Source organism: Hyphomonas sp. UBA3601 (genome assembly GCF_002375605.1).
In the GTDB taxonomy this organism is placed as follows: Bacteria; Pseudomonadota; Alphaproteobacteria; order Caulobacterales; family Hyphomonadaceae; genus Hyphomonas.
On record NZ_DFME01000024.1, the window covers coordinates 1 to 15,107 of the forward strand.

General features: G+C 59.3%; 16 protein-coding genes. 12 read left to right on the forward strand and 4 right to left on the reverse strand.

The window, feature by feature from the left end:
• The 4 genes from B4F73_RS02255 to B4F73_RS02270 all read left to right on the forward strand — a co-directional run.
• Positions 1–558, forward strand: a 558-nt coding sequence (locus B4F73_RS02255; protein WP_290482415.1) for a CoA transferase, incomplete at its 5' end; no start/stop codon positions are given.
• 48 nt (positions 559–606) lie between these two features.
• Positions 607–1,002 carry a phosphoribosyl-AMP cyclohydrolase gene (hisI, locus tag B4F73_RS02260; RefSeq protein WP_206991853.1) on the forward strand — a complete coding sequence of 132 codons (396 nt, stop codon included), beginning with the start codon at positions 607–609 and terminating at the stop codon, positions 1,000–1,002.
• Between the two features lie 44 nt (positions 1,003–1,046).
• A complete protein-coding gene (locus B4F73_RS02265; RefSeq protein WP_290482416.1) occupies positions 1,047–1,922 on the forward strand; it encodes an N-acyl homoserine lactonase family protein in 876 nt (291 codons plus the stop codon).
• Positions 1,923–1,930: 8 nt separating this feature from the next.
• On the forward strand, positions 1,931–2,767 hold the full coding sequence (locus B4F73_RS02270; protein WP_206991855.1) for a glycoside hydrolase family 16 protein: 837 nt from the start codon (positions 1,931–1,933) through the stop codon (positions 2,765–2,767).
• Positions 2,768–2,793: 26 nt separating this feature from the next.
• Here the strand turns inward: B4F73_RS02270 and B4F73_RS02275 are convergent, their stop codons facing one another.
• Positions 2,794–4,494 (reverse strand): acyl-CoA dehydrogenase family protein, encoded by a 1,701-nt coding sequence (locus B4F73_RS02275; protein ID WP_290480360.1) that lies wholly within the window; start codon positions 4,492–4,494, stop codon positions 2,794–2,796.
• A 213-nt stretch (positions 4,495–4,707) separates the two neighbouring features.
• Between B4F73_RS02275 and B4F73_RS02280 the strand changes: the two genes are divergently transcribed.
• Entirely contained in the window at positions 4,708–5,559 is an 852-nt protein-coding gene (locus B4F73_RS02280) for a hypothetical protein (RefSeq protein WP_290482417.1), read from the forward strand.
• Here B4F73_RS02280 and B4F73_RS02285 read toward each other — a convergent pair.
• Together B4F73_RS02285 and B4F73_RS02290 are read right to left on the reverse strand one after the other, a co-directional pair.
• Positions 5,556–6,365, reverse strand: coding sequence for an SDR family NAD(P)-dependent oxidoreductase (locus B4F73_RS02285; RefSeq protein WP_290480362.1), 810 nt, complete (start codon positions 6,363–6,365; stop codon positions 5,556–5,558). The genes B4F73_RS02280 and B4F73_RS02285 overlap by 4 nt on opposite strands.
• Before the next feature lie 66 nt (positions 6,366–6,431).
• The gene (locus tag B4F73_RS02290; RefSeq protein WP_206991859.1) at positions 6,432–7,379 is read right to left on the reverse strand and encodes a glutathione S-transferase family protein; all 948 of its coding nucleotides are present in this window, start codon (positions 7,377–7,379) and stop codon (positions 6,432–6,434) included.
• 133 nt (positions 7,380–7,512) lie between these two features.
• Between B4F73_RS02290 and B4F73_RS02295 the strand changes: the two genes are divergently transcribed.
• Genes B4F73_RS02295 through B4F73_RS02305 form a run of 3 tightly spaced genes read left to right on the forward strand, consistent with a single transcriptional unit; the run spans position 7,513 to position 9,379 of the window.
• A complete protein-coding gene (locus B4F73_RS02295) occupies positions 7,513–8,397 on the forward strand; it encodes a bifunctional helix-turn-helix domain-containing protein/methylated-DNA--[protein]-cysteine S-methyltransferase (protein WP_206991860.1) in 885 nt (294 codons plus the stop codon).
• A 53-nt stretch (positions 8,398–8,450) separates the two neighbouring features.
• The gene (locus B4F73_RS02300; protein ID WP_034817378.1) at positions 8,451–8,909 is read left to right on the forward strand and encodes a hypothetical protein; all 459 of its coding nucleotides are present in this window, start codon (positions 8,451–8,453) and stop codon (positions 8,907–8,909) included.
• Positions 8,906–9,379, forward strand: a complete 474-nt coding sequence (locus B4F73_RS02305) for a VOC family protein (RefSeq protein ID WP_290480364.1) — start codon at positions 8,906–8,908, stop codon at positions 9,377–9,379. Before B4F73_RS02300 ends, B4F73_RS02305 begins: the two co-directional genes overlap by 4 nt.
• Before the next feature lie 151 nt (positions 9,380–9,530).
• Here B4F73_RS02305 and B4F73_RS02310 read toward each other — a convergent pair whose 3' ends face one another.
• Positions 9,531–11,255 carry an alanine/glycine:cation symporter family protein gene (locus tag B4F73_RS02310; RefSeq protein ID WP_290482418.1) on the reverse strand — a complete coding sequence of 575 codons (1,725 nt, stop codon included), beginning with the start codon at positions 11,253–11,255 and terminating at the stop codon, positions 9,531–9,533.
• A gap of 156 nt (positions 11,256–11,411) precedes the next feature.
• Between B4F73_RS02310 and miaB the strand changes: the two genes are divergently transcribed.
• The 4 genes from miaB to B4F73_RS02330 all read left to right on the forward strand — a co-directional run bounded on the left by miaB (position 11,412) and on the right by B4F73_RS02330 (position 15,106).
• A complete protein-coding gene (miaB, locus tag B4F73_RS02315) occupies positions 11,412–12,788 on the forward strand; it encodes a tRNA (N6-isopentenyl adenosine(37)-C2)-methylthiotransferase MiaB (protein WP_290482419.1) in 1,377 nt (458 codons plus the stop codon).
• 2 nt (positions 12,789–12,790) lie between these two features.
• Complete coding sequence (locus B4F73_RS02320) at positions 12,791–13,768, forward strand: PhoH family protein (RefSeq protein WP_084333532.1); 978 nt, start codon at positions 12,791–12,793, stop codon at positions 13,766–13,768.
• An 11-nt stretch (positions 13,769–13,779) separates the two neighbouring features.
• The gene (gene ybeY / locus B4F73_RS02325) at positions 13,780–14,229 is read left to right on the forward strand and encodes an rRNA maturation RNase YbeY (protein ID WP_034817476.1); all 450 of its coding nucleotides are present in this window, start codon (positions 13,780–13,782) and stop codon (positions 14,227–14,229) included.
• Between the two features lie 94 nt (positions 14,230–14,323).
• Positions 14,324–15,106, forward strand: a complete 783-nt coding sequence (locus B4F73_RS02330; RefSeq protein ID WP_290480862.1) for a transporter associated domain-containing protein — start codon at positions 14,324–14,326, stop codon at positions 15,104–15,106.
• The last annotated feature ends 1 nt before the right edge of the window (position 15,107 follow it).

A 15,107-nucleotide genomic window follows, 5' to 3' on the forward strand; every position in this document is an offset into this window, starting at 1 on the left:
AGCCTGATCCCCGAATACGCCCTGATGGGGCATACGCGCGAGCGCAGCGGACCGATCCTGCCGCGGATTGCGCCGTCGGGCGTCTATCCATGCAGCGATGGCATGGTCATCATCGGCGCCAATCAGGACTCCCTGTTCCGCCGCCTCTCGGCCATGTGCGGAACGAAATGGTCTGACGATGCACGCTACGCAACACATGATGCACGCGGCGAGAACCAGTTGGAACTGGATGAAATGATCTCGAACTGGACGAAACAGCGCACAATGGCAGATGTGCTGGCAACTTGCGAAGAGAATGGCATTCCCTGTGGGCCGGTGAACCGCGCCAAGGAGATGCTGGAAGATGCACATATTGCGGCGCGCAATGCCATCATCCGCGTGGCCCATCCGGTTCTGGGCGACGTACCGATGCAGGGCGTCTTTCCTAAACTGTCCGATACGCCCGGCGGGGTGGAAGAAACGTCTCCAAGCCTGAGTGAGCACACAGAAAGCATCCTTGCAGGCCTTGGATTCAGCGCGGACCAGCAGGCGGCGCTGCGCGCGCAGGGCGTCATTTAGGGCGAATCTTGACTGGCTCACCGGCGTCATTTCGATTAAGCCGCCCTCATGACCGATTATCCCGATCCCCTTTCCGGCAGTGCGCAGGACGAGACGCTTGAGCTGCGCCCGAAATTCAATGCGGACGGCCTGGTTGCCGCCATCGCGCAGGATGCCGGAACTGGCGAAGTGCTGATGCTCGCCTGGATGAATGCCGACGCGCTTGCGGCGACGATCGAGACCGGGCGGGCAACCTACTGGTCCCGTTCGCGCGGAGCGCTATGGGTCAAAGGTGAAACGTCCGGGCATGTTCAGGACGTCATCGAGATCCGTATTGATTGCGATCAGGATGCTATCCTGCTGAAGGTCAACCAGACAGGCGGTGCCTGCCATACAGGGCGACCCAGCTGTTTCTACAGGATTTTGTCTCCAGATGGACGCAGTCTGTCTGTTGCCAACAACTGATACTTGAGATTGAATTTGCTGGAAGACAGAAGGGGGCCTCTGGCATGCGTCTTATCACTATAACTGCGGCAGTATCCGCACTGGCACTCGCGAGCGCATGCGGGTCAGAATCGCCTGCATCTACCGAGGCAACATTAGAATCGCCACCCGAAACACAGCAGGAAGCGGCGCTGGAAGTCGATGTGCTGGATTGCGGAACGATTGAAGTGTCTGACCTCGACGCGTTTTCGTCTGCCGGCGACTATGCCGGTGAGACTGACACGTTCACCGATTCCTGTTTCCTCGTGAGGCATCCTGATGGCAACTTGCTCTGGGATCTTGGTTTGCCAGGAGTGCTGGCTATTGCGGGCCCCCAAACGCAGCAGATCTTCACGGTTTCGCTCGAGCAGACAATTACCGAACAATTGGCAGATAGGGGGATGTCCCCAGACGATGTCGACTACGTGTCCATCTCTCACAGCCACTTCGATCATATCGGCCAGGCCGATCAGGTCGCGGGCTCGACTTGGCTGGTGAGCCAGAAAGAACTCGACGCCATGTTCGGGGAAGGGGCCGAAATTGCCCAGGAGCAGCAGGCGCTGTTTTCATTGTTCGCCCCCATGGAGCAGAAAGTCTTCGAAGACGAACTTGATGTTTTTGGTGATGGGAGCGTTGTGATTTTCGAGACGCCCGGACACACGCCGGGCCATACATCCCTGCAATTGATGATGCCGGAAACCGGCCCGGTCCTGTTGACCGGGGACCTCTACCATCGCGCTGAAAGCCGCGAGCTGAAGCGCGTTCCCCGGTTCAACTCCGATGAGGCCATGACCGTGTCGTCAATGGAGGCATTTGAGGCGCGTGCGGATGCCCTGGGCGCAAAGGTCATCATACAGCATGAACCTGCGGACATTGACCCCCTCGAAGGTAAAATTCAGTGAGATTTCGTTTGAAGTCGTTTCCAATCGTTGCGGCCATCGTAATGTTGGCGTCGTGCTCAACTGCGACCAATTCATACTCGGCGCTGGACCAGCCCAATTCGGGGTGGTCGCTGGTTTTCCGGGACGAATTCAACGGACACGGAAAGCCTGATCCTGAAAAATGGATATCGCAGGAGTATAATCGCAAGAAAAATCCTGACGGCCCGGATGGCTGGTGGCTCAAGGATAATGTCAGTCTGACAGGATGGGGCCAACTCGAAATCAGCGCGACGCAAATCCCGAATCGCAATCCTGAAGAGGATGACGATCCGTATGACTACGCATCCGGCATGGTTTCCACCGAAGGCAAATTCGAAACGACGTTCGGCAGGTATGAAGCCCGCATAAAATTGCCACAGGATCCGGGTTGGTGGCTTGCCTTCTGGCTGTTCGCGGATGAGGTCCACCGAGTGGATGGATCGGGAGAGGACGGAACCGAGATCGACATCGTTGAAGCCTTTGGCTGGACTGACAAGATCAGCTATGCGCTTCACTGGGATGGGTACGGAAAACGCCACAAGACCAAGAACAAGCGCGAGTTCCACCCGGGAATTCGGAGTGGGTGGCACGTCTTCGCGCTGGAATGGACTGAAACCGAATATACATGGTTCGTGGACGGAGAGCAGGTCTGGCAAAGCGCTGCGGGCGGCGTGTCGAAAGTGCCCTTATGGGTGAAGCTATCCGGCGAGATAAGCACGCAGTCGACAGTGGCCCACAAATGGTGGTCCAACGTGCCGGATAACAAACGCTTACCTGATCGTTTCCTGGTCGACTGGGTCCGGGTGTACGAACGAGAAGCGCCGTAGGGTGCGGGGCACCCTACGGATTCCTTTTAGTTTCCGCTTTCGATCAGGCGACGGGCAATAACCATGGCCTGAACCTCGCCAGCGCCTTCGAAAATGTTCAGAATACGAGCATCTTGCAAGATGCGGCTGATTGGGTATTCCAGCGCAAATCCGTTTCCGCCATGAATCTGCAGGGCGTTGTCAGCTGCAGCCCAGGCGATCCGTGCGGCAAGCAGTTTCGCCATGCCGGCTTCAAGGTCGCAGCGCTTTCCGCCATCCTTCTGGCGCGCCGAGAAATATGTCAGCTGGCGAACACCCACCAGTTCTGCGGCCATCATGACAAGCTTGTTTGAAACGCGCGGGAAGTCAAAGATCTGTTTGCCAAACTGGTTGCGATCCAGCGCATATTGAAGACCGGTTTCAAACGCATTTTGCGCAACGCCAATGGCGCGGGCCGCAGTCTGGATGCGAGCGCTTTCAAAGGTCGCCATCAGGTGCTTGAAGCCTTGGCCTTCGACACCGCCAAGCAGGTTCTCGGACTTCACCTTGAAATCATCGAATCCGATTTCGTATTCCTTCATCCCGCGATAGCCGAGGACTTCGATCTCGCCGCCGGTCATGCCGTCAGCAGGGAAGGGGGCGTCGTCTGTTCCGCGCGGCTTCTCCGCAAGCAGCATGGAGAGACCAGAGAAATTGTTTGTGGCGGGATCAGTCCGGGCCAGCAGTGTCATCAGATCGGCTCGCACGGGATGCGTGATCCATGTCTTGTTGCCTGTGACACTGTAATGAGAGCCGTCGTCGGACTTCACGGCGCGTGTCCGCAGCGAGCCAAGGTCAGAGCCGGTATTCGGTTCAGTGAAGACGGCCGTTGGCAGGATTTCTCCGCTGGCTATTTGCGGCAACCAATGGGTCTTCTGGTCGTCCGTTCCGCCAATCAGGATCAGCTCCGCCGCGATCTCTGACCGGGTGCCGAGAGAGCCGGTGCCGATGTATCCCCGAGACAGTTCCTCTGAGACTACGCACATGGCAATCTTGCCCATGCCAAACCCGCCAAACTCTTCAGGGATGGTCAGGCCAAACACACCAAGCTCGGCCATTTCATTGACGACCTCCATCGGAATGTACTCATTGTTCAAGTGCCACTCATGGGCATGGGGTTTGATCTTGTCGGACGCGTATTTGGAAAATTGTTCGCGAACCATCGACATGGTTTCGTCCAGACCGGTTTCTTCAACCGTGTTCCGGCTTAGGGCGTCAGGTAGGCATTCAGCCGCAGCAGCCATCACAGCAGGGGTTTTTCCATCAATAATCAGCTGCTGGACGACCGGCGTCGCGAACAGGGCATCAGCTTCCGCAACGATGCCCAATTCGTGAGGGCGGATCACTTCGCCCTGATTCATGGGTACTCCACCAATCAGTTGAGCGCAGTATTCGCTAAAGAGAATTTGTGTCAGGAGCGCTTCGGTCGTGCTGAATTTGCCCTCTTGCTCCAGACGCGCGGCCCATTCGGCTGTCTGGCGTAGCGTTTCAGCATATGTGCCCAGCCAAGACAGGCCGTGGGCCATATGTTGCTGGCGTTCGAGTGCAGCCCGGTCAGGACGGCCATCCGCCTTGGTCAGCGCTTCGCGGCATTTGCCACGTGCAACGTCTACATAGGCGTCGACGGCTGCGCTCGCATCCTTGATGACAGCAACAAGGTTTGGAATTATCGCAGAGTTCAGGGCCGGACCCTCAACAGCACCATCCATTCGAATTTCCTCCACTGGACTTTATTTTCGTTGAGTATAGGGCGCAGGTGGCGGCAAGTCATATATATTTTGTGCGCTGCAACAAAACGTCTCGGTTCGATGTCATGTAAAATTGAAGGATCACACCGGGTATCCTTGCGTTAACCGAAACTTCGGTTCCGGCTTTCTAAATGGCCCTTTCTGCCGCCACTTCCTAACGGAGCCGCCTCACATATGAACCCTTATGAACGTTTCCGCATTGTCTCGGGCTTCCTGGCGTCCAGCGCGGTGCTGGCGAGTGTCGTGGCATTTGGCCCGGTTGTGCGCCAGACCATTGTTGACGCCGCCGGTTCCAGCCAAGTCGCACAGTGGGCCGGACTGATAGGCTCGGGTGTGATGCTGCTCGTGATCTGGTCTGTTCTGTCGGGTGTCCTCCTTCCGGGTGTTCTAAAGATGGGGGTGCTGCGTCGATGGGTCCTCGGCCGTGCTTTCGTGGAAGGCAGTTGGATTCAGGCTGAACGCGGTGGCCCAAATGGTCCACGCCTGGCAATCGTTTCAATGAAGCCCGCATACCCCGGCATCCTTGTGACCTCCTCGACCCTGACTCGCATGGGCGAGATTGAGAGCGGCCTGCATGCAGAATTCCACCAAATCAGCTGGCCCAGACTGGACTTCAAGTTCCGCGAAACCTTGCCATCGAATTCGGGCCGACAAGCCGAGGGTTTTGGCGAGATTCAGTTTGACCTGACCGGAGGCGCCCCGCGCCGGTATGCCGGCTGCTTGCAAGTGGCGGGTATGGACAAGCGCATCAAGACAGAAGGCATCAAGCTGACATCCTGGAAAGAGCGCCGGCAGCTGCGCTCCCTTGAGGGCCGTCGGGACGTACTGTCCAAATACTGGTCAGCCTTTTTCGAGGGGCCAATCGTGACAATTTCCCGCGATAGCGACAGGTCCGATTCCGGAGAGGCCAAGCGGTCCGGCAAAGTCGAAATCCTGCGTCAGCGTGGCGCGAAGGATTGGCGCAAATCGGACACCACGCCGACGGCTGATCGCATTCGCGATGAGTTTTCAGCTTCTTCCGACTAATCCTGACGCCGGATCGTCCGGCTCTGGCGCCGCATGATGGCCCGACCGATGGGTTCCGGCATGATGCGAGTCAGCGTGGCAAGACTTTTGTTGACGAGCCCCGGCACCACAACCGGTTGGCCGCGATTGACCGCATCAATGCCGGCTTTCACGACAGGCGCAGCCTCCATCCACATTCGCTTGCTCATCTTGTTCATCTGCTCGCGCGTGCCGTTCACGTCATGGAATTCACTATAGGTAAAGCCGGGACAGAGTGCCGTGCAGTGAATGTCCGCCCCTTCAAACGCGTCGCACTCGGCATTCAGGCTTTCGGAGAATTTGATGAGGCCCGACTTTACGCTGGCATAAAGCGTGTGCCCATTGCTGCCGGCGGCGTAGCCCGCAAGGGAGGCGACATTGATGATCCTGCCATAGCCGCGATCTGCCATGCCTGGCAGCACTTTGTGTGCAAGCTCGATCGGAGCGGTGTAAAGCACGCGAATGAACTCTGCCTGTGACTTCCAACTCGTATTGAAGAAGGTGCCCGGCAGGCCATAGCCCGCATTGTTGACCAGCGCGTCGACATGGCGGCCCTGCTCGGACAGCGCGGAGATGATCTTGTCCGCGGAATTGGCGCGCGCGAGGTCCTGCGCGATACAAATCGCGTGAACGCCAAACTTCTCTTCCAGCTCTGCGGCGAGGTTGGTTAGCCGATCTTCGCGGCGTGCGGTGAGCGCAACATCCCAGCCCAACGCGGCGTACTGGCGGGCAAACTCAGCCCCAATTCCCGCTGATGCGCCCGTGATAAGGCAAAGTCGCCGGTCCATGGCCGTCTCCGTCCGAATTGCTGATGCCGGCGAGACTAGCGGCGCGCGCCCGGCATGCAAGGCAGGCTAGACACGCCGGACTAGGAAGCCCGCGCGTGGGAAATGCACATGCACTGTTTCCGCCTCTGGTGAAGTGCGTTGGAGAATGACGCGCTGGGAGTCGGCGTGGACGAGTTCCCCTTTCACCCAGACCTGGCCATAATCATCGGGCGCAACGGCGACGTTTTCGCCCGGAGCAAATTGTTGCGGTTCGTTGCGGGTGGTCGCCGCCACGAGACGCGGCGCCGCATTCAGGCCGATCTCGAGGGCTTCTGCAGAGCTGATCGTGTCCGGGGTTTGCCCTTCAAACTCCTTCAGCCGCTCGAACCAGGCCTTGGTCAGGTCCGCTGTCTCGAAACATTTTTCGACGAAGTCGGGCAGATTTTCATACATGAACCAGACATTCATGTAGGCGTGAATGTCCACAAGGCCCGGTTTCATGCCGACGAGATAGATGCCGGACCCAGCGCCCTTGCCGCCCTGCAGGCGCTCTTCCAGCAGCATGAGTCGGGCCCGCCATTGGTCGCGCATCATGGGGGCAACAGCTTTCATTGCATTGGTGTCGAAGGGACGACCCGACAAGGCTTCGCGGTCCTTCCGGAACGCATCCGGTACGCTGTCGCCTCGCTCACCAAAGATGACCGCGACCGAGCTTTGGAACCAGCGGCCATCGGTCCAGCCGGCGACCATTTGGGCGAGGCCCTCATGACCGGGCAATTTGAGTGCCGGCATGGGGAAGCGGGCTTCGAGCTCCCGCAGGATGATGGCGGTATCGCAAAAAATGTCGGCGCCGATCTGAAGGACGGGTGTCCGGCGATAGCCCCCCGTCAGCGGCATCAGGTCTGGCCGAGGCATGATGACTGGAATTTCGACCCGGCTATAGGCGAGATTCTTCAGGCGCAGCGCGAGGCGGATTTTCTCTGCATAGGGTGACGTGGGATATTCATGCAGGATAATACTGCGCGCATCTGCCATTCTATTTCTCCCAGCCTTCTTTTTATTGGTCCCTATTCTTGCCGGGCTTTTCAGGCGCTGGAAAGCCTCAATTGGTCTGACAAGCCGCAAGAAACGGGTGGCGACAGGCTCCGCGGCGCGGCATTATTCTTACATGACCAATCTAGTTTCGCCTCTTGATGAACGCGTTGTCGCCTATGAGCGCATGGCCAATGCCCTGTCCTATCTGGGGGACACTTGGCAGGAATGGCCGGATCTTTCGACTGCAGCAAAGGCCGTAGGCCTGTCGCCCAGCCATTTCCAGCGCGAATTCACCCGTTGGGCCGGCATCAGCCCGAAACAATACCAGTCCGCACTTGCCCACGCTGCGGCAGGTGATCTGTTGAGAGAGGGCGCAAGTGTTTTGGACGCTACTCTGGAGGCAGGCTTGTCAGGACCGGGGCGCCTGCATGATTTGTTCATCGCGCATGAAGGCCTCTCTCCCGGTGAAGCCAAGGCAGGCGGCAAGGGAGCCGATCTGGTCCTTGGACGGGCGCCGACTCCATTCGGGGAAGGAGCCTGGCTCATGTCATCGCGGGGCCTGGTGGCGCTGGGGTTTGTTGATGAGAACGCCCCGGAACGCACCGGCTTTGAGCACCAGGGACGCAATGAAGAGCAGGCCTTTGCCGATCTTGCGGCGCGGTATCCGGATGCCAGCATTCGCCGGGATGATCACGAGGCCGAGACTCTGGCGCGCCGGGTGTTTGAATCCGGTGAGCCGCTCCCGGTTGCGCTTTATGGTACGCCGTTTCGCCGCCAGATCTGGCGGGCCTTGCTGGAAATTCCTGTCGGTGCGGTGTCAACCTATGGGGCCTTGGCGAAGGCCAGCGGCAATCCGAAGGCGGCCCGCGCTGTCGGTGCGGCAGTGGGCGCAAATCCGATCAGTTGGTTCATTCCCTGTCACCGTGCCCTTGCGGCGGACGGCCGGCTCCATAATTATCATTGGGGTGTGGCGCGCAAGCGTGCCATGCTGACCCTCGAACGCGCCTGCGCAGCCTGAACCAGGCGGTGGGCAGTCGGCCCACGCCGCCCAAGCTGGATTCCGCACCGCCCATGATACTTTTCCTGATCATACTCGCTGGCCTTGTCGCCTGGGGGGCTCACCTTGCCTGGCGCTGGAAGCAGACGCGGGACTTCGCGCCGGAAGTTCTGGCGGTGCGCAAGGCAGCCGGAGAAGTGCCGGAAGATGTCAGCGATGCCGAGTTCACGGATCTCTATCTACGCAGTGAAGGCCCGCGCGCGGCGACCTATTTCTTCGTCTGCGCTGCGATCGTTTTTGTTCTGCTGGCACCTTTCGTGGCCGGCTTCAATCAGGTTTGGCGGATGATCTGGCGGCTGAGCGGCCAGTCACCTGTTTTCGAAACAGGGACGCTGATTCACACATTTTCGGTTTTCATCGCCTTCATGCTGGCATCGATCGGCCTGCTGGCCATCGCTATGCGGCGGTACTACGCGCTGATGCCGCCTAGTTTCAAACATGTCATTCGGGACCTTAATGGAGGCCAGTCATGAGCATTCAATATCTACACACAATGGTGCGCGTCAGTGACATTGACGCGTCGCTGAAATTTTTCTGCGATGGCCTGGGCCTGACAGAGGTCAGCCGGATGGACAGCGAAGCGGGGCGGTTCACGCTCGTTTTTCTGGCCACGCCGGAAGATGTCGAGCGTATGGGCGGCATGCCGGACGGCGTCAGCCCGACCCAGACCGACATTCCGATGGTGGAGCTGACCTATAATTGGGACCCCGAAGACTATGCAGGTGGCCGCAATTTCGGCCATCTGGCGTATATGGTCGACGACATTTATGGCGCGGTTGAACGGCTGCAGAAAATTGGCGTGACCATCAACCGGCCGCCGCGCGATGGCCGAATGGCATTTATTCGATCGCCAGACGGCATCTCGGTCGAATTGCTGCAAAAGGGCGAGCCGCTGTCACCGAAAGAGCCGTGGGCGAGCGCAGAGAATATCGGCGCCTGGTAGGCCCCGTCCCGAAGCGCTGGTCCATAAACCAGCCCATAAACTGTCCATAAAGTGCCCGCATATATGGGCTTTGCGTCCAAATACACCCGGACAGAAAAAGCCCCGCCTGGTCTGAACCGGGCGGGGCTTTTCATTTCGGTAGGGTCAGCGCCTATTCCTTTTCAGGATGGCGCTCCTCCTCTCGGTAGTCATGCACAGGATGACCCTTGTCCGGATCGCCATTCGATTTGTGCATGGCGGCGACGACGCCTGACAGGGCAAGGATGGCGATCAGGTTCGGGAACGCCATTGAGGCATTTGCGATGTCCCCCAGCAGCCAGAGCCAGTCAGCCGCGGCAACCGAGCCGAGGAATACGACCACGACCCAAATATAGCGGAACGGGTGTGTCGCCCATTCGCCGATCAGATACGTCACGGCCTGCTCGCCATAGTATGACCAGCCAATGATGGTGGTGAAGGCGAAGAAGAACAGTGCGACTGGCACGATCCACGGGCCCACCACCGGAATAGCGGCGGCATAGGCGCGCGTGGTGACGGCAGCCGAGTTCGCATCTGTTTCCCAGGCATGGTCCACATCCATCAGAACTTCCGGATTGCCAGACGCGTCGAGCGCGTGCTGATTGACTTCAACCTGACCAGATGCCTGGCAGGCCAGGAGGTAGGACTGGGCTGTCGGTCCCACTGCGGCGATCTTCGCTTCGCGGCCATCTTCGTAAGCAGAAGGGAACAGGTCCCCCACACCGTATTTGGCACCGTCAGTCGCGCCCGGGTTCACCGGCATTTCAATGCCTGCATCAAAACAGGCATTGGCCGCCATCAGGGCAGGGCTCTTCTTGAAGTCTCCCTGAACTGTCAGGATGACCAGCGCAGTCATGGTGCAGATGATGATCGTGTCGATAAACACGCCAATCATGGCGATTTCGCCCTGCATGACCGGGTTCTTGGTCTGAGCGGCAGCATGGGCGATCGGGGCGGAACCCTGACCGGCTTCGTTCGAGAACAGGCCTCGGGCGATACCGTAACGGACCGCCTGCATGACGCCGTAGCCAGCCGCGCCGCCAGCAGCTTCTTTCCAGCCAAACGCTGTGCCGATGATCTGCATGAAGGCGCCCGGCACCTTGTCCGCATTGATCACAAGCACGATGAAGGCGACCAGCACATAGAGGCCAGCCATGACCGGCACGACCTTGCCGGCGAACGAGCCAATGGATTTGATGCCGCCGATAATGACCGCGAAGACCAGGACAGACAGGATAATGCCCACGCTCCAGTTCGGAATGCTGACGCCCATATGGGAGCCGGTTTCCAGCGCAGCTTCGGTGATGGAATTGGCTTGGATCATCGAGCCGGTTGCCATGGCGGAGAACAGCGTGCCGAGACAGAAAATGACGGCGAGCCAGCCCCAGCCTTTGCCGAGGCCGTTCTTGATATAATACATCGGACCGCCATTGATGCGGCCATATTCGTCGGTCTCACGATACTTGATGGCCAGCGAGCTTTCCGAGAAGGCCAGCGCCATGCCGAACAGGGCAACCACCCACATCCAGAAGATCGCGCCGGGACCGCCCAATGTAATGGCCGTGGCCACACCGGCGAGGTTCCCCGTGCCGACCTGACCGGACAGGGCTGTGGAGAGCGCCTGCCAGGGTGTGATGGCGCCGTCTTCGCCTTGTGCCTTGCGGCCTCGCCAGACTTCGACCACCGCCGGCACGAACCGGAGAATCGGGCGCGCGCCCAGTCGAACCATCATGAACAGGCCAGTGCCCAGGAGGACAACGGCAAGCGGGCCGATCTGGCCCGGAATGACGACAGTATCTCCCCAGGTTCCTCCCCAGATGAATCCTGAGACGTTCTCGATAAGCTTAATGATATCCATGGGCCTCCCCGGCTCCTTTGATTGCTTGGCCGCACCCTAGCTAGCTTTCCGGCGCTGTGAAGCTTTTGTCGCAGGATCGGGACGCGTTTGCTGCGGCTGCAGGCGAGGCGCACAAGGTTCTGGCAGCGACAGTCATTTTCAGGCATAAGCCCGCGCATGACCACACCAGCGGCGAAACAGAACACCAAGGGTCTCTTCATCAAGACCTATGGGTGCCAGATGAATGTCTATGATTCCGAGCGCATGCGGGACGTATTGCGTCCGCTCGGCTATGCGCCGGTTGATACGCCGGAAGCGGCAGACCTCGTTGTGCTGAACACGTGCCATATTCGTGAAAAGGCCACCGAAAAAGTCTATTCCGAACTCGGCCAGTTGAAGCGCATGAAGCGCAAGACCGGTCGCAACATGACAATCGCCGTGGCTGGCTGTGTTGCGCAGGCCGAAGGCGAAGAGATCATGCGCCGCCAGCCGCTGGTCGACCTCGTGCTGGGACCGCAGGCCTATCACAAGCTGCCGGAGATGATTGCACGCGCCAGCCGCGCTGTGGGTGACCGGCTGGAAACCGAATTCGACACGCTCGAAAAGTTCGACGCGCTGCCCAAAGTCCGTGAGGCGGATGGCCCGACCGCCTTCCTCTCGGTGCAGGAAGGTTGCGACAAGTTCTGCACTTTCTGTGTCGTGCCCTATACGCGTGGCGCTGAGCTTTCCCGCTCTGTGGACGACATCGTGATGGAGGCGCGGAACCTGGCTGCGCAAGGCGTGCGGGAGATCACCTTGCTGGGCCAGAATGTGAATGCATTCCATGGCGCTGCGCCGGCCGTCGAAGGGGGAGACGACTGGACGCTGGGCCAGCTCTGTCGCCACATTGCGAAGATCGGCGGCATTGAACGTATCCGCTATACGACGAGTCATCCGCGCGACATGGAAGACGACCTGATCGCAGCACATGGCGACACGCCCCAGATGCAACCCTTCCTGCATTTGCCCGTTCAGTCGGGGGCTGACCGTATCCTGAAGGCCATGAACCGTAGCCATACGGCAGACGCGTATAGGGAGATCATTCGCAAAGTGCGCGCGGCCCAGCCAGATATCGCCATAGCATCAGATTTCATTGTCGGCTTTCCCGGAGAGAGCGACGAGGACTTCGAGGCGACCATGCAGCTGGTGCGCGATGTGAATTATGCGGTGGCCTATTCATTCAAGTATTCCCAGCGGCCAGGCACGCCGGCGGCAGAGATGTACGGTCAGGTGCCGGAAGACGTGAAGGATGTGCGCCTGCAAGCCTTGCAGAAACTGCTCCGTGACCAGCAGACCGAGTTCAACGAGTCCAAGATCGGTCAGACCGTGCCCGTACTTGTCACAGGGCGTGGACGCCTTGAAGGGCAGGCGCATGGGCGGTCTCCGTGGATGCAATCCGTTCATTTCCAGGGACCGGAAGAGCTGACAGGTCAGATTGTCGATGTGAAAGTGAGTGGCGCAACGATGAGTTCGCTCACCGGCGATCTTGTGCGCGAACATGAGGTGGCGCTTTGAGCGTGAAACGTCGTCCGTCCGCTTCGCCTGAAGCCCCTGTCAGCCGTATCTTCGAAGTCCGCAATGCGGAATGGCTGCGGGACATCTGTGGCCCGCATCACCGCCACCTCCAGCTTTTGGAAACACGTCTGGCCGACTATGGCCTGAAGGCGGAAAGTCAGGGCGGGGGCATCCTGCTTGTCGGCAAGGCCGAGGGCGTGTCGATTGCCGAGGCGGTGCTTGCAGAACTCGAGCGTCGATTGCGCACGGGCGCGGAAATTTCCGATATGGACGTTGATGGCGCTGTGGAAGCTGCGCAGACGCCGTCGCAGACCTTTGGAACCTTCCGCTCGCTGAAGAAGCCGATCACCCCGCAAACGCGCGGCCAGTCCCGCTATATCGACCTGTTGGCCAATCCTGACAATGCGATGATCTTCGGGGTCGGTCCGGCCGGAACCGGCAAGACCTTTCTCGCGGTCGCGGCGGGGGTATCCGAACTTCTGTCCGGTACGCGCCAGCGCCTGATCGTGACGCGGCCCGCTGTCGAGGCCGGTGAGAAGCTCGGCTTCCTGCCGGGGACGCTGGAAGAAAAAGTTGATCCCTACATGCTGCCGATCTGGGACTCGCTGCGCGAGTTGATGGGACAGGAACAGATGGAGCGCCGCATGGCGCGCGGCGAGATTGAAGTTGCGCCGCTCGCCTTCATGCGTGGACGTACGCTGAAGAATGCCTTCGTCATCGTGGATGAAGCGCAGAACACAACCGTGCCGCAGATGAAGATGGTGCTGACGCGGCTGGGCCGTGACAGCCGCATGGTGATTACGGGCGATCCGGGCCAGGTGGATTTGCCGGGCAGCCAGCCATCGGGCCTCAAGCACGCCTTGCAAATCCTGTCTGATGTCGAAGGCGTCAATGTCCACACGCTTACCGCGGCGGATGTTGTCCGTCACGGGCTGGTCAGCCGCATCATTGATGCCTACGCCGCCCACGGAGAGGGTTGATCGCCGCGCGCATGATCGAACTTGATCTTATCATCGAAGAGGATCGCTGGTCGGCAATTCCTGATCTGGAAGCTGTGTGCCAGACGGCGTTCAAGGCTGGCGCGACTGTTGAGCCAGCGAAGGGTGTCGTGTCCCTGCTATTGGCTGATAACGACGCGCTACAGGCGCTGAACCTGCAGTTTCGGGCCAAGGACAAGCCGACGGATGTGCTCTCATTCCCGGCCGATCCGATGGACCGGCCCCTGCTGGGCGATATTGCAGTGGCCTTTGGCGTCGCCGAGGCTGATGCCAGAGCGCAAGGCAAGTCGCTTGCCGATCACCTGACCCATCTTCTAATTCATGGCTATCTCCACTTGTTGGGGCACGACCATGAAATCACCCATGATGCCGAGACGATGGAGGGCCTCGAAATAAAGGCGCTTGCATCGCTGGGCATTGATAATCCATATTTGATGAACTGAATCACCTGAGGCCATGAGCGACCCTGACCCTTCTGACGCGCCGCCAAGCGGCCGATTACGTAGCTTTTTCGGTTTCCGCCGGAAGCCAGCCCCTGTGGAACCGGTGTCCGCCGCCACCAATGGGGAAACGCCGCCGCACAATCCGCACGAGATGCGCCTGCGCCTTGCCGAATTCCAGGATTTGCGTGTGGAAGACGTCATGGTCCCGCGCGCCGAGATCAAGGCCGTAGAGGTCGGGATCGAGTTTCCGGAACTTCTGAAATATTTCGCCGAGGTCACGCATTCACGACTGCCGGTGTTCAGGGAGTCGCTCGATGATCCGATCGGCTTTGTGCACATGAAGGATGTGGTCAGCGAACTGGCCAAGGGCGAGGAGCCCATGAAGCGGCCGCTGGAAAAGCTGCACCGCGAAGTGCTCTATGTGCCGCCATCCATGAAGTTGACCGATTTGCTTGTGAAAATGCAGTCGACCCGTATTCATCTGGCGTTGGTCGTGGACGAGTATGGCGGTACGGATGGGTTGGTCAGCCTGGAAGACCTTGTCGAAGAAATCGTCGGTGACATCGAAGACGAACACGATGATGAAGAAGCCATGTTCGTGCGCCGGAGCCAGAGAATCTGGGAGGCGGACGCCCGCACGGAGATTGACGACTTTGCAGAGGAAACGGGCATTGACCTCGCACTTGAGGACAACGACACGGATTTCGACACGCTTGGCGGGGTCGCCTTCGCGCTGGCCGGAAAAGTCCCTGTGCGCGGAGAAGTGCTGGAGCACCCGACCGGTGTCGAGATCGAAATCATGGAAGCCGACGCCCGGCGTATTCGCCGCGTTCGCCTTCGCACCCCGGAAATGCCTGCCCCTGCACATCAGGAGTAAG